The organism is Paraburkholderia bryophila, assembly GCF_003269035.1.
Taxonomy (GTDB): Bacteria; Pseudomonadota; Gammaproteobacteria; order Burkholderiales; family Burkholderiaceae; genus Paraburkholderia; species Paraburkholderia bryophila.
The window spans coordinates 80,157-100,967 of record NZ_QLTK01000010.1; the positions used below are offsets into that span (position 1 = coordinate 80,157).

At 60.3% G+C, this 20,811-nt stretch carries 13 protein-coding genes, 1 tRNA gene and 1 pseudogene; 3 read left to right on the top strand and 12 right to left on the bottom strand.

Translation table 11 applies throughout. From position 1 onward, the window contains the following. Nucleotides 1-68 precede the first annotated feature (68 nt). The 8 genes and pseudogenes from BX591_RS17040 to BX591_RS17075 form a co-directional block, all read right to left on the bottom strand. On the bottom strand, nt 69-4,367 hold the full coding sequence (locus BX591_RS17040; protein WP_111932557.1) for an NACHT domain-containing protein: 4,299 nt from the start codon (nt 4,365-4,367) through the stop codon (nt 69-71). 399 nt (nt 4,368-4,766) lie between these two features. Next, on the bottom strand, nt 4,767-5,465 hold the full coding sequence (locus tag BX591_RS17045) for an ImmA/IrrE family metallo-endopeptidase (RefSeq protein WP_244146952.1): 699 nt from the start codon (nt 5,463-5,465) through the stop codon (nt 4,767-4,769). A gap of 455 nt (nt 5,466-5,920) precedes the next feature. Continuing rightward, nucleotides 5,921-6,008, bottom strand: a tRNA-Ile gene (locus BX591_RS17050). Nucleotides 6,009-6,161: 153 nt separating this feature from the next. Next, nucleotides 6,162-8,555 carry an RNA polymerase sigma factor RpoD gene (rpoD, locus tag BX591_RS17055; protein WP_111932558.1) on the bottom strand — a complete coding sequence of 798 codons (2,394 nt, stop codon included), beginning with the start codon at nt 8,553-8,555 and terminating at the stop codon, nt 6,162-6,164. A 99-nt stretch (nt 8,556-8,654) separates the two neighbouring features. Further along, entirely contained in the window at nt 8,655-10,520 is a 1,866-nt protein-coding gene (dnaG, locus tag BX591_RS17060) for a DNA primase (protein ID WP_111932559.1), read from the bottom strand. A gap of 82 nt (nt 10,521-10,602) precedes the next feature. Beyond that, a complete protein-coding gene (locus BX591_RS17065; RefSeq protein ID WP_111932560.1) occupies nt 10,603-11,049 on the bottom strand; it encodes a GatB/YqeY domain-containing protein in 447 nt (148 codons plus the stop codon). A gap of 224 nt (nt 11,050-11,273) precedes the next feature. Further along, nucleotides 11,274-11,487, bottom strand: a pseudogene (gene rpsU / locus BX591_RS17070) (30S ribosomal protein S21). Nucleotides 11,488-11,555: 68 nt separating this feature from the next. After that, nucleotides 11,556-12,773: a BaiN/RdsA family NAD(P)/FAD-dependent oxidoreductase gene (locus BX591_RS17075; protein WP_111932561.1), complete on the bottom strand. Its 1,218-nt coding sequence runs from the start codon at nt 12,771-12,773 to the stop codon at nt 11,556-11,558. Between the two features lie 157 nt (nt 12,774-12,930). On the opposite strand from BX591_RS17075, the gene tsaD reads away from it, so the two are divergent. Further along, nucleotides 12,931-13,959, top strand: coding sequence for a tRNA (adenosine(37)-N6)-threonylcarbamoyltransferase complex transferase subunit TsaD (gene tsaD / locus BX591_RS17080; RefSeq protein WP_111932562.1), 1,029 nt, complete (start codon nt 12,931-12,933; stop codon nt 13,957-13,959). 85 nt (nt 13,960-14,044) lie between these two features. On the opposite strand, the gene folE2 is transcribed toward tsaD, so the two are convergent. From folE2 to BX591_RS17100, 4 genes are all read right to left on the bottom strand, one after another. Next, complete coding sequence (gene folE2 / locus BX591_RS17085) at nt 14,045-14,851, bottom strand: GTP cyclohydrolase FolE2 (protein ID WP_111932563.1); 807 nt, start codon at nt 14,849-14,851, stop codon at nt 14,045-14,047. A gap of 274 nt (nt 14,852-15,125) precedes the next feature. Then, nucleotides 15,126-17,033, bottom strand: coding sequence for a 1-deoxy-D-xylulose-5-phosphate synthase (gene dxs, locus BX591_RS17090; RefSeq protein WP_111932564.1), 1,908 nt, complete (start codon nt 17,031-17,033; stop codon nt 15,126-15,128). A gap of 83 nt (nt 17,034-17,116) precedes the next feature. Next, nucleotides 17,117-17,998, bottom strand: a complete 882-nt coding sequence (locus BX591_RS17095; RefSeq protein ID WP_111932565.1) for a polyprenyl synthetase family protein — start codon at nt 17,996-17,998, stop codon at nt 17,117-17,119. Continuing rightward, on the bottom strand, nt 17,995-18,303 hold the full coding sequence (locus BX591_RS17100) for an exodeoxyribonuclease VII small subunit (protein ID WP_111932566.1): 309 nt from the start codon (nt 18,301-18,303) through the stop codon (nt 17,995-17,997). The genes BX591_RS17095 and BX591_RS17100 overlap by 4 nt, the downstream gene beginning before the upstream one ends. A gap of 308 nt (nt 18,304-18,611) precedes the next feature. Here BX591_RS17100 and BX591_RS17105 point away from each other — a divergent pair, with 308 nt between their 5' ends. Further along, a complete protein-coding gene (locus BX591_RS17105) occupies nt 18,612-19,718 on the top strand; it encodes an aromatic ring-hydroxylating oxygenase subunit alpha (RefSeq protein WP_111932567.1) in 1,107 nt (368 codons plus the stop codon). 168 nt (nt 19,719-19,886) lie between these two features. Next, entirely contained in the window at nt 19,887-20,756 is an 870-nt protein-coding gene (locus tag BX591_RS17110; RefSeq protein ID WP_111932568.1) for a sulfurtransferase, read from the top strand. Nucleotides 20,757-20,811 lie beyond the last annotated feature (55 nt).

The following is a 20,811-nucleotide window of genomic DNA, read 5'->3' on the forward strand; positions in this document are numbered from 1 at the left end:
GCTTGCCACGCCGGGGTGGACGCTATGTTTGTCTTGGTCGCCGTGACTAAGATCACCGATTGCGTCAGTCATTTCGATGGCTTCTCGACTGGCAATCGGATACGCAGATCCAAGAGACGAACACTCAATGCTAGAACGCCACCCATCATGTCTTGCACGCGCTTAGCTTCATATCGAAGGAGCGACATCAACTCGTCCAGATCGATGCGCTTCCCGTTATCGGGGTGGTCCCATTCTCGGTGTTTCGCCAGAGTAATCAATAGACAGCCTGACCGGCTGTTTTCGGCCGCCATGTATTTCTTGACCAACTGGTTGTAGATAGTGTCGCGCAGGTCCCTGGCTGACCTTCCATCTCCGAGCTTGAGTTCTATTACTGCTTCACAATCGGACGCGACGGAGCGCAGACGAATATCCGTCTCCTTCTCATCTGCCGTAACAGCCTCCTGATCGACCTTGTAGACCCCGTTCGCCAAGTGAATCAGTTCGCGCGCAATCTCACGACGCATCACCTTTTCGTCTGAGATGCCCGACCACGCCTCTCTCGGCGACACATCTCGCAGCAAGAGGTCGTCGAGGTCAGCCAATCGATCGTTCAACGTAGCGAACATCGCCTCATTCGTCGAGGCCGGGGCTTCGCCTGTCCTGTCCAGTGTAACGGCTTGTACCTCGTCTAATGCGACAGCATCGATTTCTTGCGCCCAATGCTCCTCTGCGACGGAGAGTATCCGGTCCCTAAAATGGGCGCACAACGGGTCATCCGCCATTTCGAGTTTCGCTGCCCAGCCGTCCTCACCTTCAGCGCCGAAAAGCGCTCCTACGATCTCATTTCGCGCACGTTCAGCATGATCCCGGCCGTCCGGCGAATAGCTACCCTCGTGATGAATATCGTCATCCGGGCGAACGTGACGATATGAAAGACGAAGCAAACGCAGGAGTAGGCGTGGAGTAAAGGTCGCGCACCGTAAATTGATTGCGTCATGGCGATCTCCGAAGAGAACGCTGAACCACGTGACTGCTTCGCTGCGCGGCCCCGGCTCAACATTGAGTAACCGCCGCTCTAGCTCGGCCACCCCGAGTTCGGGATCGATCCGCATTAGCGTTGCCAACCAAAGGAAGTTGAACTCAGTCGGAAGATTGTCTTGCAGACGCTGGCGCGCCATGGCTAGCAGGCGCAAGCGGATATCTTCATCGCCATGTTTCAGCATCACGTCAATTGCCTGCCGAAGTCTTTGGAGCAGGCCGGCGTGCTTGCCGGAGTCACCGGCATAGTCACCCTTCTCGTCTAACCAAGCTTGTAGCCGCGGAAGAAACAGCTTGGGGATCAAGGCAGGCGCGTAACTGACGCTTTGTAGCAGTATTGACTGAACGTCGCCCGGGCACTGCGTCAGCTCCCAAGAAAGCTCCTCCCCGACTATCGCGTCCACCGAATTTGGATGAGTCTTAACAACGCTCTCCAGCCAAGCAGGCAGACCGTTGAGTTCGATGAGAGCAAACCGCGCAGCAAGCTTTGCTTGCTCGTCGGTAAGTCTGAGAGTCCAGTCAGAATCCTCTGCTTCAGCATAGATCGCAGCGAGACCGAGCTGCCAACGAACAAGGTAAGTCCTGCGTTGGTCAGCCGCTCGTTCACTCACAAGCGTCGGAAGTTCCTCACGCCAAATATTCATCAAAATGCGACGCAATCGGTCCGCTGTTTCTTTGTCGAACTGCTCTTCGATAAGACGTCGGTTCCAGCCTGATGCTCGGCTGTCCGCGCCATCCTGGCTCATTGCACGCCAAAGATTCCAAGCTGTATGCCAGCTGCGTTCAGAAGAGAAAGCGCTCTCCGGGCGCTGGGAAACCTCGCGCCAGAATAGGATCCAACTTACACGGGCTTTGGCAGCTCGGCGCTCGCGCTGCGTTTTTTGCTCGGCCGCCTTCTTCTCCAACCGCTCAAGCTCTTTGTTCCGCTTTGGCGGCTTCATGCATTCATCAATTACGGCGAGAAGTTCCGGTTGCCCCGTAACGCGCGTCTTCAGCTCCAAAACATGGTCTTGCCACTGTTCTGGGTGCGGGCAAAGGCGCAGCGCTGCCTGCAGGAGTAAGGCCCTGTCAGCTGTCGGACGAGCTGTGTCACAGAGAGTTTCCTTAATCCATGGTAAATCTCGAACGACATCCAGCGCGATGGGACTGTCATGAAATATGACTTCTACGAGGCGTTCCCGTGCATCAGTGATAGCGTGAAGGGATTGAATCAAAGCGTCCGTCGTCCAGAACAGGCTAGCATTGTCTTCAGCATCAAGAAGAGTTAGTCGCTTTCTAAGCGCCTTGTGTGCGTCGTCGTTACCGCTTTCTCGATGGTGAAGTCGAAGAGCAAGAACGCTCGCACGAAGCCATTCACCTTTACTGCTCATTGCAAGCCCGCGCACGCAAACTGCAGCGAGAGTGCCGCTAAGATGCTGGCGATTGCTGACGATGTGCGGCCATTCCTTGCTCCATCTGAGCCCATCAGAAACAAGTCTCACTAGCCCGTCGCGGAGCGACTCAAGTTTTGACGGATCGAGTTCGGCGCGCTCAACCAAACGAGGTAGCTGCCAAGCCATGTTGTCAACACTGCGCTTACTTTTTTTCCATCGTCCCAATGTCTGACAGAATTGGATAACGGAAAAGTCTCGCGGGAACATCCTGACGACGGCTCCGCGCGCCACTTCTTCTGGCCAATGATCATTGTCAGTAGCGACCGCGTGTGCAATTTCCGGCAGCCGTGGATCCTCGAGCGCCACCATTGCTTCGAGCGCGATTACCCGTTCTAACGGATCCGCATTTGCATCACAAACGGATGCGTGAGCAATGTCGGCGCATTCGCCCATCCGTCCCGTTTCGATCAGAGAGAGTAGCGTGCATCGAACATCGGAATTTTCGACCCCTTTATCCCAGAGCTGGCTAACTTCACGCGCAAGTTCCGGTGATGCGAAGCGATGAATCTGGACATGGGGAACCTTCAGCCCGCGCCACCCGCCCTTGCCGTAGCGTTCAACATATGCTCGAAGTGCTTGATTTCGCTGCGTAGGGGTCAGCGATTCAGGATCGCCCTCATTGAGAAGAACTGCAGGTTCGTTGTCTCGCAACATCTCGAATATTGCGTTGTCCGTTATCGCTAGCCAGCCGGCCACGGGCCGTTTCGAGGGACGTACAATTAGCTTGCCTTTAGTCTCGGCAAAAAGCAGCCGCTGCATCGCCCGAAAAGGCATCCCTCGTTCGCGTAGAGCACGAAGCCTTTGCGCTGCAAGGTAATCCGCTACGGACCGGTGATGAAAACGGACACGTCCATAAGAGGCAAAACCGAACAAGGGCCTTTCAAGCAAGGCTTTTCGCTCATTAGGCTTCCAATCAGAGAGGATGATCGCTGGCTCAAGCGCGGCGTCACTATGGATCGCGTCAGCCGCCGCACTGTGCCGGATAGTTAGACGGCGCGTGACGAGCATCGCCAGTGCGAGCCGGCTGGCGCCCTCAAGTGCCCTATCCACGGAAAGCTCGGCAGCCTCCGACCTGTCGTCCCGCGGCTGCAACTTGATGCGCACATTGGCTGCCACTTGGTCGTGATGAGTCCGGATGCGCTTATGCTCTCGCCAGTCCGCGCATAGCTCGATCAAATCCTGGGGCCGTCGTGCGAACTCCTGTGCGTTCCTCCTCTGCAAGTCATTTAACAACGCCGCGGGGCTCTCGACACCTTGGACGCGGGCGAAGTCAACGATTTGCGCATCCGATAGTGGCATCAGCGCGACCGTGCGCCAATCAGCGACCTCCTCGTCCCCGTTGCTATTCTGTTGTTTCTTTTCAGTCCGCATCGCGATCTTCGCGAATGCTTCTTCGTTCGACTCCGTCGATGACACCGGAGGAACGGGCAGCAAATGGCGAACAAGCTCTTCATCGAATGCTATTGGCCGCGTTGTGATGACGATTCGGGCTCGGCCCAGTTGGCTACCAATGCCCTTCTTGAAACGCTTCAGCGCGCGCTCGAACGATCCCAAACTTAATTGCAATTCGTCAATCGAGTCCAAAAAAAAGGTCGCTACGTCGGATTGGGATGAAAGCCAAGCGTCAAGGCGAGCTTCCTCCTCGTCATCCAGAAGACTCCGCAACTCTCCCGTCGCAAGGCCAGCAAGCTCGACGAAAAAAGCCGGCTCGCCGGCGTCCGATAACAGACGAGCTTGACTACGACACTCAAAGGTCTTGCCGGCACCTGCCTCGGAGATAATCAGAACGCGCCGTGAGCGCAGGAGATCGTTCCAGGTGGCTCCCCGTGACCAGCCCAGACTAACCAAGAACGACTGCTGGTCCGCCTCGCTTAGTTTGCCTTCCGGGATGCTTTGGAAAATTCGTTCGATCATATTCCGGTTAGTTGGTCGCTCTATGAAGTCCCCTCTTGTGCCTCCATCCCTGGAAGCTCCCCGCGGCGGATTTGTCCCGCGCAAATTTGCGTGAAAGTGTACTCCCATCGCCTGGTGTATCTAACGGCTCAGCATGCCCGCTCAACGAAGCACCGCTCTATTGAACACATGCGTTCTCAGAACAGCGTTGCCCGCGTCTTGAGAATTCATCGTTTGCAATGCGCGACGCGCATTGATATTCCGCGCGAAGGCCGGACGTTTCGTGACCCGCTCTGGCCGACAGCTACGCACCCGTAGTGGCGGAGTTCGCCGCTAGACAAACGCGTGTGGGGACGCTGCTACGAGGCAAATCGAATGACGCCTCGCGGCTGTCCGCATGGACCTCAGCGGAATAGTTGACTAGTAGGTCACCAACTCCAGTTCCTTCAAGCGGATTCCCATGGCTGTCGGGGATAGGCCGAAAAAATGAGCGAGGGATTCGAACCGCCGACCGTTGAAAGCTGTCGCGCGCGCGACAGCGATAGGAAACGCAAGTGATCCTTGCTTCGACGCCATCAGATCAGGGACTCCCCCATAACCGGCGACGTGAAAGGCAGTGTCTTCGTTGAGCACGAGCGGAATATTCGCGAAGCGCTCCTGAAAGTAGTACTTCACCGTTGGCGCCGGTGCCAACCACACGGCTGCAAAATAGTCGGCTTCTTCCTCAATCAGATCACGCGGTCCCATATTCTCCCCAGTCACCGGCCGATCGCGGTGGCGCCTCATCTCCGGCCGGGACTCGTGCAGCACGAGATGACCAAGTTCATGCGCAGCGGTGAAGCGCTGGGTTTCGAATTTCAGCTCACTCGAAACCATTACGATCCCCTGCTCGGTGTCGATCATCCCCGCAGTCTGAAACTGGCGGCCGGTATGGGCGCCCGGCATGGATTCGCGAACCTCGTACGAGTATCCGTACTTCTCGATTGCAACATCGGGGGAGAACAATTGGGGATACGGCGGAAGCCCGCAACGATACCGAAGCTTGGCACCCTGGATGATCTCATGGTGCATGCCACGGACGATCTTCTCGATCTCAGCACGCCTATTCGCAGCAATCATGGGGCCTCCACAAAGGGAGTAGTTATGCCCAGAAGATAACATCTAATCTACATGTGGTGCCACAAATTAATTTAGACACCATATATAGTATTTAAATAGGTCTCGAACACCAATAATGGAGTTTCTTCATCGAATGCCTTGTTTTGTCGGCAGGGCTGAGGTTCGAAGGGAGGGGGTGTTACTTCTTGGCTAGTGCCGGCGACAAGAAGTGAAGTCGGCTTGATGCGGAAGGTCATACCAGAAAGATGCGGGCCGAAATGCAAAAACCGCGCTCACATGAGCGCGGTTTTAACATTCAAAGGGTCGCCGGGTCGGCGCCAGCGGTTGTACTGCGTCCTACCACTAGTTGCCGATAAAGCAAAACATGGCCGATTGTTCAATAAAGCGTAACGCGTCCAAATGGCCACTTTATGCTTAACGGCACATTCGAAGTCTCGAAACCCTTTTTGCGTTCATGGTGGGCCGGGTCGGATTCGAACCGACGATGTCCTTTCGGAGGCGGATTATGAGTCCGCTGCCTGCAACCAGCACGGCGTCCGGCCCAAGAAAAAGACCCGGTCTTGAAGGCCGGGCCGATTCATTGATTGGCCGACATACTACACGAAAAAGGGGCCTCCGCAACCGCTTCGCTATGGCGAAACAACCGGGAAGCCCCTTCAAACCGCTACATCGATTACGACACGCAACCAGCGCCGATCAATTCCCTTCGAGGAACGATTTCAGCTTGTCCGAACGGCTTGGATGACGCAGCTTGCGCAGCGCCTTCGCCTCGATCTGACGGATCCGTTCACGCGTCACGTCGAACTGCTTGCCGACTTCTTCGAGCGTGTGATCGGTGCTCATCTCGATACCGAAACGCATGCGTAGCACCTTCGCTTCGCGCGGCGTCAGCGAGTCGAGCACGTCTTTCACGACGTCGCGCATGCTGGCATGCAAAGCCGCATCTGCCGGCGCCACCGTGTTCGTGTCTTCGATGAAGTCGCCCAGATGCGAATCGTCGTCGTCACCGATCGGCGTTTCCATGGAGATCGGTTCTTTCGCGATCTTCATGATCTTGCGGATCTTGTCTTCCGGCATTTCCATCTTTTCGGCCAGCGTTGCCGGATCCGGTTCGAGACCGGTTTCCTGCAAAATCTGACGCGAAATACGGTTCATCTTGTTGATCGTTTCGATCATGTGAACCGGAATCCGGATCGTGCGCGCCTGGTCGGCGATCGAACGCGTAATGGCCTGGCGAATCCACCACGTGGCATACGTGGAGAACTTGTAGCCGCGACGATATTCGAACTTATCCACCGCCTTCATCAGGCCGATATTGCCCTCTTGAATCAGGTCGAGGAACTGCAGACCACGGTTCGTGTACTTCTTCGCGATCGAGATCACGAGACGCAAGTTCGCCTCGGTCATTTCGCGCTTGGCCTGCCGCGCCTTCAGCTCACCGGCCGCCATTTGACGGTTGGTTTCCTTCAGATCCTTCAGCGGCAGGACGACACGCGCCTGCAGGTCCAGCAGACGTTGCTGCTGTTCGCGGATAGCCGGAATGTTCCGCGTGAGAATCGCGCTGTAAGCGTGACCCTCGCCGACAATCCTGTCGGCCCATTCGAGATCCGTTTCGCTACCCGGAAAACGCGCGATGAACTCTGCACGCGGCATGCCGCACTTGTCGACGACCGTATGCAGAATCTGACGCTCGACCTGACGCACTTCGTCCACTTGCGCGCGCAACGTGTCGCACAGCCGCTCGACCGTGCGCGCGGTGAAGCGGATTGTCATCAGTTCGTTCTGGATCGTTTCCTGAGCCTTCAGATACGACTTGGACTTGTAGCCTTCTTTCTCGAACGCGCGACGCATCTTGTCGAACCATTCGCTGATGAGGGCAAACTTCTCGAGCGAGGCACGCTTGAGCGCTTCCATCTGCGCTGCGTTGGCGGTGGCTTGCGCCGTGCCGTCGTCTTCTTCCTCGTCTTCGTCGGACTCTTCCTCGACTTCTTCGTCGTCGCTCTCGATCGCTTCCGCCTCTTGTGCGGAAAAGCCGTCCGCGTCTTCCGCGTCGGCGTCGATCAGGCCGTCGACCAGTTCGTCGATCCGGATTTCCTCGTTCGCGACCCGCTCGGCCATGGCGAGAATGTCGGCGATCGTGGTCGGGCAGGCGGAGATCGCCATCACCATGTGCTTCAGACCGTCTTCGATCCGCTTGGCGATTTCGATTTCACCTTCGCGCGTGAGCAGCTCGACCGTGCCCATTTCGCGCATGTACATGCGGACCGGGTCGGTGGTGCGGCCGAATTCGGAGTCGACCGTGGAAAGCGCGACTTCGGCTTCCTCTTCCACTTCGTCGTCCGACGAAGCGGCGGGGGCGTTGTCGTTGAGCAGCAGCGTTTCAGCGTCCGGGGCCTGTTCATACACCGCCACGCCCATGTCGTTGAACGTGCTGATGATGCCTTCGATCGCCTCGGTCTCGGTGAAGTTGTCCGGCAGGTGGTCGTTGATTTCAGCGTACGTGAGGAAGCCGCGCTCCTTGCCGAGCTTGATCAGCGTGCGCAGTTTGGAACGACGTTCCTCGAGTTCCTCGACCGTGCCCGGCTGCGACGACGCGAACGCGTCTTTCAGCAGCGCTTTTTCCTTTGCACGACGGTCGCGAGCCTTGACCTTTTCCACTTTGGCCGGAGCCGCGGCGGCAGGGGTTTCTTCGCTTTGGGTTGCTTCGTCATCGACGGGCACTTCATTCAGCTTTTTCGTCATGGAGTTCGCCGTACCGGCTGTAGTCTCGACTCGCGGCTGGTGGACGCCAGCCGGTTGAACCGTGGATACTGGAACCTCGCGGACTGCCGCATCGTCCTGCGCGACAACCGCTTCCCTTGCGCTTCTGACACCCGGCCGCTTCGTGACCGGTGGTGATACCACTCTCGCTGCCTCAACCTGCTCCGCTCGTGCAGCGGAACTGGTCAAGGATTTCTTCCCCGCAACCGGTGCAACTCTGACGGTAGACGTTTTTCTGGCGGAAGAATCTAGCCTGGCCTCGGTGACCTTTCTGGTCGGCTCCTTCGAGCCTGTGCCTGCCGCTTTATTTCCGCCCGTAGTCTTTGCCATCGCATCGCCCTTCGCCTGTTGGCCTTTGCTAGGAAAACCCTTTGAAAAACAAACCGCTGGAAACTTTTTATTGTAGCACTTCGACCCTTCTCAACCCGCCTAGAGCCCGAGCTGGCGCTTCATGTCGGCCCGCTTCCGGTTCAATTCCGACAATTCCGCAAACTCCTCCGGCGTGTGCCGGGATTGCCGCGAAAGCTGCTCGAGACGATCGCAATAAGCGTCGTACCGCATCTTCAGGATCGCGGCTTTCAATTCCTCGCCGACAATCCGCTCCTGCTCGCGCCGCTCCTCGATAACGGTCGCATCCTCCGGGTCCTTCAGCAGCAAATCCCGGACATTTTCATCATAGTCTAGAATTTTGCGAAAGATTTCCTCGAAAGTTGGGGCGTTTGCGCCGTTTCGCAATAGATCCGACAACAACTGAAACTCGGCCGAATCCCCCAGCGCACGCGCGTGCGTCGTCACTTCTTCGAACAGCTCGCCGTGCCGCGTCACCGACAGAAGCGCCTGCTCGGCATCTTCATCGAGCACCGCCACCGTGCGCGGATACATCACCAGATTGCGCAGCGTTTTTTCCTCGATTCCGGTCACGCTGCGCCGGTCTTTGCGAGCCGGCGCCGAGCGGGCGGCCGCCGCGATCCGCGAATCGACTTCGCAAAGGGCTGCCACTTCGTCGAACGGCACGTCGAGCCGGTCGGCGAACATATGCATGATCTGGGCGCGCAACGCATTGGCCGGCAGCGCCTGCAGCAAGGGCTTGGCGTCGAACAACGCGCGCGCCCGGCCTTCCGGCTGATCCAGCTCCTTGCCGGTCAGCACCTCGTTGAGCATGAACTGCGACAGCGGCATGGCGCGCTCGACCTGCTCCGCGAACGCTTCGGTGCCGAATTCGCGCACGTAGCTGTCCGGATCGTACTCGGACGGCAGAAACAGGAAACGGATGGTGCGATTGTCGGCCGCGTGCGGCAAGCAAGCGTCCAGCGCACGCCGCGCGGCGCGCCGTCCTGCCGAATCGCCGTCGAAACTGAAAATGACCGTATCGGTCTGACGCATCAATTTCTGCACATGAATCGGCGTGCAGGCCGTGCCCAACGTCGCGACCGCGTTCTGGAACCCCAATTGGGCCAGCGCGACCACGTCCATATAGCCTTCGACCACCAGCACGTAATGCTGTTCGCGAATCGCCAGACGTGCCTCGAACAGCCCGTACAACTCGCTGCCCTTGTTAAATAGCGGCGTTTCGGGCGAATTCAAATATTTCGGCTCGCCGCTGTCCAACACCCGCCCGCCGAAGCCGATTACCTGCCCTTTCACGTTGCGTATCGGGAACATGATCCGCTCGCGAAAGCGGTCGTAACGGCGGTTCTGACCCTGCGCATCCGACTTTTCGCTGACGATCACCAAGCCCGACTCGACCAGCGCGTCATCCCGATAGTTAGGAAATGCCGGTTCGAGGTTCTGCCAGCCGTCCGGCGCGTAACCGAGTCCGAAGCGGGCCGCGATCTCACCGGTCAAGCCGCGTTTCTTCAGATACTGAATCGCGGTCGGCGCACTGCGCAACTGCTTGCGGTAAAAGTCGCAGGCCGTTTGCATGACTTCGGAAAGCGCCGTGGTAACGGCTTTGGACGCCGCCGGCGCATAACCGCCACCCCCGCCGCCATACCCGGGCGACGGCTCGTTCGGCACGGTCAAGCCGACCGATTGCGCCAGATCGTTGACGGCCTCGGGGAACGACGAGCCAACGTGCTCCATCAGGAACCCGATCGCCGTGCCATGCGCGCCGCAACCGAAGCAGTGATAAAACTGCTTAGTCGGACTAACCGTAAACGAAGGGCTTTTTTCGTTGTGAAACGGACACAGCCCCATGAAGTTCGCGCCGCCCTTTTTGAGCTGCACATACCGGCCAACCACGTCGACGATATCGACGCGGTTGAGCAGGTCCTGCAGAAATGACGGAGGAATCACAGTAAATGACGCTACCTGAAAAGCTCAAGGCTGCGCGCGCCACCCGCCGAGCGTCGGTGCGCGCAGACCCGATAGACGGAAATTACTTCGCGAGCGCGGCCTTGACTTGCGCCGAAACGGCGGTCATGTCGGCGCGGCCCGCCAGCTTCGGCTTCAGCACGCCCATGACCTTGCCCATGTCCTGCGGGCCGGCGGCGCCGGTTTGCGCGACTGCGGCCTGAACTTCGGCAACGATCTCCGCTTCGGACATCTGCTCCGGCATATAGGCGGACAGAATCGCCATTTCGGCCTTTTCCTTGTCGGCCAGATCCGCGCGGCTGGCGGCTTCGAACTGGCTGATCGAGTCTTTGCGCTGCTTGATCATCTTGTCGATGACCGCCGTGATCGCGGTGTCGTCGAGCGTGATGCGTTCGTCGACTTCGCGTTGCTTGATCGCCGCGAGCAGCAGGCGGATCGTGCCGAGACGCTCGGTTTCACGTGCCCGCATGGCGGCTTTCATATCGTCGTTGATCCGGTCCTTGAGACTCATCACTCACCTGAATGCGTTGAAATTTAACAATCCGGCCGGGCCGACCGCATCAACACGAATACCCGCTTGGGACTGCTTCCTCAAGCGGGTTGGCGCGATATGCGTAATGTGTGCGACCCTGCCGGCTGGCCCGAAGGGGCCGTGTTTTCCGTGACGGCGCTTGCAGCGCCTTCACCGGTTGGATGTCGCCGCTCCGTTCGACGGGAACCGCGGCAACGCCAGAATCAGTAGAACTTTTTTGGCAGCATCTGGCTTCGCAGATGCTTGAAATGACGCTTCACCGCAACCGCCTTCGTACACTTGCGCTCAGCCGTAGGCTTTTCGTAAAACTCGCGAGCGTGAAGGTCGGTCAACAAGCCGATTTCTCCCAGAGTGCGCTTGAAACAGTGCATGGCAATGTCAAAAGGCTCGTTGTCTTTTTACGCGGGCGGTCGTCATTTTTCAATAACGAGACTTTGTAAAGGTTCAGGAGTATAGCAGAGCTTTCTCACAAAGCTAATGCGCCGTCAAGCCCCCTGAACGTACTCCGCGGCGGCCTGGCCGGCCGCCACGCCTGACGCCCACGCCCACTGAAAATTGTAGCCGCCGAGCCAGCCGGTCACGTCGACCGCCTCGCCGATGAAGTACAGGCCTGGGGCGCGCGCGCTCATCATCGTCGCCGAGGAAAGGTCGCGCGTATCCACGCCGCCGCGCGTCACTTCGGCTTTGCGATAGCCTTCGGTGCCGTTTGGCATGAGCGTCCAGCGCGACAAGGCCTCACCCACACGTCGCAAGGTCTTGTCTGGCAGATCGGCGACGCGCGCGTCGGCGGGAATCTGATGGGTTTCCAGCCAAACGTGCGCGAGACGTTGCGGAACCCATTCCGACAGCAGATTGGCAATCTGGCGCTTCGTACCGGTTTTGGCCTCCAGCAACGCGGTGGTGGCATCTTTTTCCGGTAGCAGATTGATGTGAATCGGCTCGCCGGGCTGCCAGTAGCTTGAAATCTGCAGCACACCCGGACCGGATAGACCGCGATGCGTCAGCAGCAGATCTTCGTTGAATTCCGCGCCGGTCTTCTTGTTGCCGGTCGCGAGTTGCACCTCCAGCGAAACGCCCGACAGCGCCGCGAACGGCTCCCAGTCGGCTGCCGCGAAGGTCAGCGGGACCAGCGCCGGACGCGTGTCGATCAGCTTGTGGCCGAATTGTTTGGCGAGGCGGTAGGCGAAATCCGTCGCGCCGATCTTCGGGATCGACAGACCACCGGTCGCGATCACCAGCGCGCGCGCCGTGATCGGACCCGACTGGGTGTCCAGCACGTAGCGACCTTGCGCGTCCTGCCGCACCTGCTCGACCGACAGCGGCGTGCGCCACGCGACACGGCCCGCGTCGCACTCGGCCTTCAGCACGTCAATGACGGCGTCGCTGGACTGATCGCAGAAGAGCTGCCCTTTGTGCTTCTCATGCCACGTCACGTGATGCCGCTTGAGCAGCGCCATGAAGTCGCGCGGCGTATAGCGCGCCAGCGCCGAGCGGCAAAAATGCGGATTGGCCGACAGATAGTTCGCCGGCCCGGCATACAGATTGGTGAAGTTGCACCGGCCACCGCCGGAGATGCGGATTTTTTCCGCGAGACGCTGTGAGTGGTCGATCAGCACCACGCGACGGCCGAGTTGCCCGGCGACGGCCGCGCACATCATGCCGGCCGCGCCTGCGCCGATTACCGCGATATCGAAGGATTCCATGGGGCCGCATTGTACCTGCGCGTCTGCGGCGGCTTGTCGGCACTGCTATACTTTCAGGCTGGTCTTTTCATTTTCCCGGCCGCGTGCCTGGCGGCCTCTGCGCGTCGTATCTGCAGTGTCACGCGCGGCCGTGGCCGTTCAAACCCAACTATCCATCATGCTCGTTCTCGGCATCGAAAGCTCCTGCGACGAAACCGGTCTCGCGCTCTACGACACAGAGCGCGGCCTGCTCGCGCACGCGCTGCATTCGCAAATTGCGATGCATCGGGAATACGGCGGCGTGGTGCCGGAACTGGCGTCGCGCGACCATATCCGGCGCGCGCTGCCATTGCTGGAAGAGGTGATGGAACGCGCCGGCGCGGTGCGCAGCGACATCGACGCGATCGCCTACACGCAAGGGCCGGGGCTCGCGGGCGCGCTGCTGGTCGGCGCGAGCGTAGCCAATTCGCTGGCCATGGCATGGGACAAGCCGACTATCGGCATCCACCATCTCGAAGGGCATTTGCTGTCGCCGCTGCTGGTGGACGAGCCGCCGCCGTTTCCGTTTGTCGCGCTGCTGGTGTCCGGCGGGCATACACAATTGATGCGTGTAACAGACGTCGGCGAATACGAAACGCTCGGCGAAACGCTCGACGACGCGGCCGGCGAAGCCTTCGACAAAACCGCCAAGCTGCTCGGCCTCGGTTATCCTGGCGGCCCCGAGGTGTCGCGCATGGCTGAGTTCGGCACGCCCGGCGCGGTGGTGCTGCCGCGCCCCATGCTGCATTCCGGCGACCTGGACTTCAGCTTCAGCGGCTTGAAAACCGCCGTGCTCACGCATGCAAAAAAGCTCGGCGGCGCGAATATCTGCGAGCAGGCGAAAGCCGATCTGGCGCGTGGTTTCGTGGACGCAGCGGTCGAAGTGCTGGCGGTGAAGTCATTGGCCGCGCTGAAAAAGACCAAGCTGAACCGGTTGGTGGTGGCCGGCGGCGTGGGCGCGAACCGGCAACTGCGCGAGGCGCTTTCCGCCGCAGCGAAGAAACGCAATTTCTACGTGCATTACCCGGATTTGTCGCTATGCACGGACAACGGCGCGATGATCGCGCTGGCCGGCGCGTTGCGGTTGCAGCGCTGGCCGGATCAGTCGGGCAAAGACTACGCGTTCACGGTGAAGCCGCGCTGGGATCTGACTTCGCTCGCACGCTAAGCGGGGAAGCTCGGCGCACAAAAAAAGCCGCTCTTTTCATCAGAGCGGCTTTTTCATTGGCGACCCGCATGGGTCGACTAACGTATCAGACCGTCCGCTTATCTCGCTCGATCACCGCATACGCGCTGTGATTGTGAATCGACTCGAAGTTCTCCGCTTCGAGCACATACGCGACGATCCGCTCATCAGCATTCAGACGCTGCGCGACGTCGCGCACCAGATCTTCGACGAATTTCGGATTCTCGTAGGCGCGCTCGGTGACGAACTTCTCGTCCGGGCGCTTCAGCAGACCCCACAGTTCGCACGACGCTTCTTCTTCAGCGACACGAACCAGTTCTTCGACGGCCACGTCGCCGGCCAGTTCGGCGTTGATGGTGACATGCGAGCGCTGGTTGTGCGCGCCGTACTGCGAGATCTTCTTCGAACACGGGCACAGACTCGTGACCGGCACCAGCACTTTCAGGAACAGGCGCGTCGCGCCGTTGCGGGTCTCGCCGGTCAACGTGACTTCGTAGTCCAACAGGCTTTGCACGCCCGACACCGGCGCGGTCTTGTTCACGAAATACGGGAACGACACTTCGATACGGCCAGCCTCGGCCTCGAGCTTTTCCAGCATCGCGGCGAGCATCGTGCGGAACGTGGCCGACTCCAGCGGCGCCTTGTTCTCTTCAAGCAACGCAACGAATCGCGACATATGCGTGCCCTTCTGGTCGGCGGGCAGATGCACGTCGAGATTCCACGTGCCGACCGTCGGCTGGATGTCGCCGCCTTGCGTGCGCACCGTCAACGGATGACGCACGGCCTTCACGCCGACCCGCTGAATCGGGATCTGACGCGTGTCGGGCGTGCTTTGCACGTCGGGCATCACAAAGGCGGGATTCATCTGATTCATTGTCTTGTCCTTTCCAGAAAACGCCGGGCCGCGCAGGTTTTTCGCTTCGCAGAAAATCACCGTGGAGTGCTGCCGCGTTCTGTCGCGAAGCAACAGTACGGGGGCGCTCGGCGGCCGTGCGGATCAGATCGCGCAACGGCGAACGCCGGCCCCGGCCGGCGTTGGATGATGGGCCCGATGGCCCATCGATTCAAGTTGGAGATTGCTATGACCGCAATAGCAACGCGGCTCGAGTGACGAGCCGCGCCGCCTGATGCGACGCATCATTGACGCCTTAGGCGACGCGCTTCACCGACGACTGACCGCCGACCGCGCCGCTCGACAGAAAGCGCTCGCGAATCGACTTGGCGATGCCCGCGGCGTCGAGACCGCACGCGGCGAGCAGCTTGCCCGGATCGCCATGATCGATGAACTGATCGGGAAGACCCAGTTGCAATACCGGCCGCAATACATCGCTTTCGAGCAGGGCTTCGACGCAGGCCGATCCCGCGCCGCCCATCACGCAGCCTTCTTCGACCGTGACGATCGCGTCGTGCGTTTCGGCAAGCTGGCGGACCAGATCCGCGTCCAGCGGTTTCACGAAGCGCATGTTCGCGACCGTGGCATCCAGTTGTTCGGCCGCGACCAGCGACGGCGCGACCATGGTGCCGAACGCCAGAATCGCGATCCGCTTGCCTGCGGGTTGCGAAGTCTCGCGACGGATTTCGCCCTTGCCGATCGGCAGTACAGCCATCTGCTTGACGGTCGCCACACCCGTGCCCGCACCACGCGGATAGCGCACGGCCGTCGGGTTCGGCTGTTGCAACGCCGTGTGCAGCATCTGGCGGCATTCGTTTTCGTCCGACGCGGCCATCACCGTCATGTTCGGAATGCAGCGCAGGAACGCCAGGTCGTAAGCACCCGCGTGCGTCGCGCCGTCCGCGCCGACCAGACCCGCGCGGTCAATGGCGAACACCACCGGCAGATTTTGCAGCGCCACGTCGTGGATCAACTGATCGTAAGCACGTTGCAGGAAGGTCGAGTAAATCGCGACCACTGGCTTCATGCCGTCCGCGGCGAGGCCGCCGGCGAAGGTGACCGCGTGTTGCTCGGCGATACCGACGTCGAAGTAACGGTCCGGGAAACGCTTCTCGAACTCCACCATGCCCGAGCCTTCACGCATGGCCGGCGTGATGCCCACCACGCGGGGATCGAGCTCGGCCGCGTCGCACAACCATTCGCCGAACACCTGCGTGTAGGTTTTCTTGGACGGCGTGGTGGCCGGCTTGATGCCTTCCGCCGGATTGAACTTGCCCGGGCCGTGATACAGCACCGGATCGGCCTCGGCCAGCTTGTAGCCTTGCCCCTTCTTCGTCACCACGTGCAGGAATTGCGGACCGCGCAATTCCTTGATGTTCTGCAGGGTCGGGATCAGTGAATCGAGGTCGTGACCGTCGATCGGGCCGATGTAATTGAAGCCGAACTCTTCGAACAACGTGGCCGGCACGATCATGCCCTTCGCGTGCTCTTCGAGCTTGCGGGCCAGATCGAGCATGGGCGGCGCGACGCGCAGCACGCGCTCGACACCGGCGCGCGCGGCGGCGTAGAAACGGCCCGACATCAGTCGCGCCAGATGGCGATTCAGCGCGCCGACCGGCGGCGAAATCGACATGTCGTTGTCGTTCAGGATCACCAGCAGCGGCACGTCGTCTTCGACGCCGGCGTTGTTCAACGCCTCGAAGGCCATACCGGCCGTCATCGCGCCGTCGCCGATCACGGCGATGCCCGTGCGGTTTTCGCCCTGCAGCTTGCTCGCGATCGCCATGCCGAGCGCGGCCGAGATCGACGTGCTGGAATGCGCGGTGCCGAAGGTGTCGTATTCCGACTCGTCACGCTTCGGGAAACCCGAGATGCCGCCGAGCTGACGCAACGAGTGCATCTGGTCGCGGCGGCCGGTCAGGATCTTGTGCGGATAAGTTTGATGACCGACGTCCCAGACGATCCGGTCACGCGGCGTGTCGAACACATAGTGCAGCGCAATGGTCAACTCGACCGTGCCGAGGTTGGACGAAAGATGGCCGCCCGTTTGCGATACGCTGTCGAGCACAAAGGCGCGCAACTCGTCGGCAAGCGGTTGCAGTTGGCGGCGATCGAGGCGGCGCAAGGCCGCCGGGTCGTCGATGGTTTTCAGCAAGTCGTACATCGTCGTTCCATTGTAGGAAAACTTACGCGCCCGCACTTCATACATGCACCTGGGGAAAGATGCGCGGCGGCGGGCTTTCGCGTTCAGCTAACCCGGTTCACCACCAGGTCGGCCAATTCGGCAAGACGCTGCGCGCGTGCGCCAAACGGCGCCAGTGCAGCATGAGCGTCGCTGCGCAGCTGCGCTGCGAGCGTACGCGAAGCGTCGAGCCCAATAATCGACACGTAGGTCGGCTTGCCGTCCTTCGCGTCTTTACCTGCAGTTTTGCCAAGCGTTGCAGAGTCGGTCGTGACGTCGAGAATATCGTCGACGACCTGAAACGCGAGGCCGACAGCGGCCGAATACGCGTCCAGCGAACGCATCGCGTCAGCGTCCGGCGTCTCGCCTGCCAGCGCGCCCATGCGCACCGCGGCGCGCAGCAACGCGCCAGTCTTCATGCGGTGCATGGTTTCGAGCTGGGTGCGCGTCAGCGTATGACCGACGCTGGCCAGGTCGATAGCCTGACCGCCGCACATGCCGATCGAGCCGCTCGCCAGCGCCAGTTCGCGCACGAGCGAAGCCTGCTGTGCCGGTGCCAGAACCGCCGACGTCAACGCAACGAACGCCTGCGACTGCAGCGCGTCGCCGACCAGCAATGCCGTGGCTTCGTCGTACTGGACGTGTACCGTGGGCTTGCCGCGCCGCAGCGCGTCGTCGTCCATGCAGGGCATGTCGTCGTGCACGAGCGAATAGACGTGGATCATTTCCAGCGCCGCCGCCGCCGCATCGAGGCATTCGGCGCGCGCGCCGGTCAGTTCGCCGGCCGCGTGGCACAGTAGCGGGCGAACCCGCTTGCCGCCGCCCAATACCGCATAGCGCATGGCTTCATGCAATTTAGCCGGCTCGGTGGTCTCGGTCGGCAAGTAGTGTTCTAGTGCCGTTTCGACGCGCTCGAGTACCGAGCGCATCCATGGTTCGAATGTCATAGGTCGTCCCCGCTCTCAGTAGCGGCTGTGCCTGCGCTATTCATGGGCAGCGGTTTGAGCGTCTCACCGTCGAGCACGCGCACTTGCTGCTCGACCTTTTCGAGCTGCTGCTGACAAAACGCCACGAGCGCGGCACCGCGCCGGTAGGCGGTCAGCGATTCCTCGAGGCTGAGATTGCCGCTTTCCATGCGCGCCACCAGCCCTTCCAGCTCGGCCTGGGCGGCCTCGTAGTTCTCGGGCAGCGGCGTGGTGTCGACGCCTTCAGCTGGGGCGGCAGCAGCCTCTTTCGATGCGGTCTTCGCCATGAATAGTCGCAAAATTAAAACAAGTCGGACATTCTACGGCAAAAGCGACATTTCCGATCCGCTCGCCACCCTCCGCTGAGCCTTTCCCCTACGTTTCTCCCCCATTCGCCCTGCGCGCGCCAGTCGAGTGTCGCAGAAAAGAATCTTCAGGTCAGCGCAAAAAAACCACGAACTTCCTCGACATTTTTGATCCAAATGAACTACTTACGTGCCCCGTACCAGGGGAAACGGGTATAATCTCCGGCTCCCTAAATCGAATCTTCGATGGTTGGGTTGTTCACTGCTTTCACGTCTTCACGGGAGTGGGAATGTCCAATCTGAGCAATGCATTGCAGTTGCGGTCTGTCCACAGCCAGCTGCCAGTCACGGCTTACTTTGACGAAGCGCTTCTAACGCGCGAAATCGAAACCCTTTTCAAAAAAGGTCCTCGTTACATCGGCCACGATCTCATGGTGCCCGAAGCGGGGAATTATTTTGCCTTGCCCAGCGAGAGCGAGGGGCGGTTGCTCGTCCGTAACCAGCAGTCGCAAGTCGAACTGTTGTCGAACGTGTGCCGCCATCGGCAAGCCATCATGCTCAACGGCCGCGGCCGGACAGAGAATATCGTCTGCCCGCTGCATCGCTGGACGTACGACCTGAACGGTCAGCTCCTCGGCGCGCCGCATTTCGCAGACAACCCGTGTCTGAATCTGGGCGCCACGCCGCTGCAGAACTGGCAAGGCCTGCTCTTCGAAGCGCAGGGGCGTGACGTCGCGCGCGATCTGGCACGCCTCGGTCCCAGCAAACACTTCGATTTTTCGGGCTTCATGTTCGATCACGTCGAAGTGCACGAGTGCAACTACAACTGGAAGACCTTTATCGAGGTCTATCTGGAGGACTACCACGTCGCGCCGTTCCATCCGGGCCTCGGCAGCTTCGTCAATTGCGACGACCTGACCTGGGAATTCGGCGACTGGTACAGCGTTCAGACAGTCGGCGTGCACAAGGATCTGGAACAGCCGGGCAGTCCGACGTACCGCAAGTGGCACGACGAGGTGCTGCGCTTCCGCGGCGGCAACCCGCCCGAGTTCGGCGCGATCTGGATGGTGTACTACCCGGGCATCATGATCGAGTGGTATCCGCACGTGCTGGTTGTGTCTTGGCTGATTCCGCGCGGCCCGCAGAAAACCACCAACGTGGTGGAGTTCTATTACCCTGAAGAAATCGCGCTGTTCGAACGCGAGTTCGTCGAAGCAGAACGCGCCGCCTATATGGAGACCGCCAGCGAAGACGACGAGATCGCCGAGCGCATGGACGCTGGCCGCCGCGCGCTGATGGAGCGCGGCGAGTCGCAGGTGGGTCCGTACCAGAGCCCGATGGAAGACGGCATGCAGCACTTCCACGAGTTCCTGCGGCGCGAACTCGGCACGATCTGATCGGCGTTTAGGCGGAATATGATCTGCTAACACCCAAGCGGCGCCAACACTAGGAAAGACGGACTTCGGTCCGTCTTTTTTTGTTTAGACTAACGGGATAGCTCGGCCATCCGCTCGCGGCGTCACGCCGCTGAACGGAGCCGCCATCGCCCGTATGAAGGAGACGTCATGCCGCACACTCACTACACCACGCTGATCTCCGCGACGAATCTCGCGGAACGGCTCACCGATGCGCCGGGCAGCGTGTTCGTCATCGACTGCCGGTTCGATCTGGCCGACACGGAAGCGGGCGAGAAAGCCTATCTGGCCGGGCATCTGCCGGGCGCGCATTACCTGAACCTCGATCGCGATCTGTCGGGACCCAAGACCGGCGCGAACGGGCGTCATCCGCTGCCGGATCGCGCCCGTCTCGTGGAGACGCTGGAGTCGCGCGGGCTGAAGCAAGGGCAGCAGGTTGTCGCCTATGACTCCCAGGGCGGCATGTACGCCGCTCGGGCGTGGTGGCTGCTGCGCTGGCTCGGACACGACGCGGTCGCGCTGCTCGACGGCGGCTTGCAAGCCTGGGAGGCCGCCGGTTTGCCGCTCACGCAAGACGCGCCAGCGCAAAATACCGGCGACTTCAAGGCGAGCGCGCCGCTGGCCGTCACGGTCGACGTGCAAACAGTCGAGCGCAATCTCGCTTCGAAGGAACGCGTGGTGGTCGACGCCCGCGCGGCCGATCGCTATCGCGGCGAGAACGAGACGCTGGATCGCGTCGGCGGCCACATCCCGGGCGCGCTCAACCGCTTCTTCAAAGACAACTTCACCACCGACGGCCGCTTCAAACCCGCACACACGCTGCGTGAAGAATTCCACGCACTGTTAGGCGATACGTCGCCGGAACATGTGGTGCTGCAATGCGGCTCGGGCGTAACGGCATGCGTCAATGCCGTCGCGATGGAAGTCGCCGGCCTGCATGGTGCGGCGTTGTACGCGGGCTCGTGGAGCGAATGGAGTGCGGACCCGAAGCGGCCGATTGGGACCGGGCCGAATCCATAAGCGAAAGTAGCCGCGAACTGCCGGTTGGTTTGGCAACAAAAAGCCGTCGCCGCTC

Bases quoted from the DNA above. Each gene is read 5' to 3' on its own strand.
- BX591_RS17040 (WP_111932557.1), bottom strand. From the start codon at position 4,367: ATGATCGAACGAATTTTCCAAAGCATCCCGGAAGGCAAACTAAGCGAG.
- BX591_RS17045 (WP_244146952.1), bottom strand. From the start codon at position 5,465: ATGATTGCTGCGAATAGGCGTGCTGAGATCGAGAAGATCGTCCGTGGC.
- rpoD (WP_111932558.1), bottom strand. From the start codon at position 8,555: ATGGCAAAGACTACGGGCGGAAATAAAGCGGCAGGCACAGGCTCGAAG.
- BX591_RS17065 (WP_111932560.1), bottom strand. From the start codon at position 11,049: ATGAGTCTCAAGGACCGGATCAACGACGATATGAAAGCCGCCATGCGG.
- BX591_RS17075 (WP_111932561.1), bottom strand. From the start codon at position 12,773: ATGGAATCCTTCGATATCGCGGTAATCGGCGCAGGCGCGGCCGGCATG.
- tsaD (WP_111932562.1), top strand. From the start codon at position 12,931: ATGCTCGTTCTCGGCATCGAAAGCTCCTGCGACGAAACCGGTCTCGCG.
- folE2 (WP_111932563.1), bottom strand. From the start codon at position 14,851: ATGAATCAGATGAATCCCGCCTTTGTGATGCCCGACGTGCAAAGCACG.
- dxs (WP_111932564.1), bottom strand. From the start codon at position 17,033: ATGTACGACTTGCTGAAAACCATCGACGACCCGGCGGCCTTGCGCCGC.
- BX591_RS17095 (WP_111932565.1), bottom strand. From the start codon at position 17,998: ATGACATTCGAACCATGGATGCGCTCGGTACTCGAGCGCGTCGAAACG.
- BX591_RS17100 (WP_111932566.1), bottom strand. From the start codon at position 18,303: ATGGCGAAGACCGCATCGAAAGAGGCTGCTGCCGCCCCAGCTGAAGGC.
- BX591_RS17105 (WP_111932567.1), top strand. From the start codon at position 18,612: ATGTCCAATCTGAGCAATGCATTGCAGTTGCGGTCTGTCCACAGCCAG.
- BX591_RS17110 (WP_111932568.1), top strand. From the start codon at position 19,887: ATGCCGCACACTCACTACACCACGCTGATCTCCGCGACGAATCTCGCG.